This is a genomic window from Endozoicomonas sp. SESOKO3 (assembly GCF_024606255.1).
The window spans coordinates 1-1,204 of the sequence record NZ_JAHHPR010000218.1; the positions used below are offsets into that span (position 1 = coordinate 1).

At 47.3% G+C, this 1,204-nt stretch carries 2 protein-coding genes; both read right to left on the bottom strand.

Annotated elements, in window-relative coordinates; translation table 11 throughout:
- The coding region (locus KDK18_RS03925) for a hypothetical protein (protein ID WP_257253358.1) at positions 1-502 on the bottom strand (502 nt) is incomplete at its 3' end.
- Positions 503-667: 165 nt separating this feature from the next.
- Positions 668-979 (bottom strand): hypothetical protein, encoded by a 312-nt coding sequence (locus KDK18_RS03930; RefSeq protein WP_257253359.1) that lies wholly within the window; start codon positions 977-979, stop codon positions 668-670.
- Between the last annotated feature and the right edge of the window lie 225 nt (positions 980-1,204).

Below are 1,204 nucleotides of genomic sequence, written 5' to 3' on the forward strand. Positions count from 1 at the left end.
GTCCAGAGCCAAACATCATTGTAATAGTGTCTAACGAATGGTCCTGACTCACCTTTTGTTGTTCAATCGGGTTAGACATCAGTAACCCGGAGTTCCAATAGCTTTTTAAAAGCCAACCGACAGCGACAAGCACTTCTACAGATAACCATGAATAAGGATTGGAATTCAGGGGGGCGTCTTTGATGGTCAGTATCAGTTTGTGAGCCACCTGCAGGTCAGTGGCATAAAGTAACTGCCACGAAATCGACTCAATGATGGTCGCTTTTATCCCATAGCCGCCAAGTCTGTGTGGTTTGTCATCAGGCGGCCTGGTTGGTCCTGTATAGCCATTTGTGTCGGCAATATCTGACGGGTTACCCTGCGGTGAATGTCGGACACCTTTGATAGAAAAGCTCTGATGCGAAAATCCTGCATTTGGTTCAGCCCCGACAGCAAAACATCCTGTCCACGGTTCAGCCTGACAGACGACAGACAACCCGAGTACCAAAAACAGCGGCGCCATAAGGAGTAGGTATTGAATAATTCTATCCTGGCATTCTGGTTCACAGACAAGAAGGATAGATCACCCCAAGAAAGTGGGCTTCGAAATACTCTGGTTCTGATTTATTAACACCATGATTCCGCAGCGCTTCGAATGAATGTCTGCAAAATCCAGAACCGGGCAACCTCAACGTTTGTTACTTTTCTGATAGTTCTCAATCGCTTGCTGGCGACGTTTACTGACCGTCAACTGTTCCTGTACACGATCTCGTTCAAGCTGGCAGGCTGATATCATTCCCTGATAGAGCGTCTGGAGTTCTTCGAGCAGATCCTTCACCTCTTCCGAGGGAGCAGAGCCACTTTCCAGCGCTTCTTCGATCGCCTGACGTGCTTCAGAATCCAAAACTTCCAGCGTTGTCCAATCCCTGCTTCGGATAGCCTCGCCAAGAGTATAAATGGAATTCTGGAGCTTCTCTTTGACAATGTCGGTTTTGTTCATCGGTAACCTCTCTACCATCAGCGATGTCGGCCTGAGCCTGAGTGTAGACAGTCATGCTAACGGCATCTGCCAAATGAAGTGTCTAAGACGATGATCACTCCAGTTTATATCGTTGAGTTTTTGCTATTGTTTAAGCTCACCAGAATGCTGATGAATATTATGGATTGGTAGACTAGCAGCCTGTCGGACTTAAGCGTCCGTAGCGAGGATTGCAAGAAATTGAGG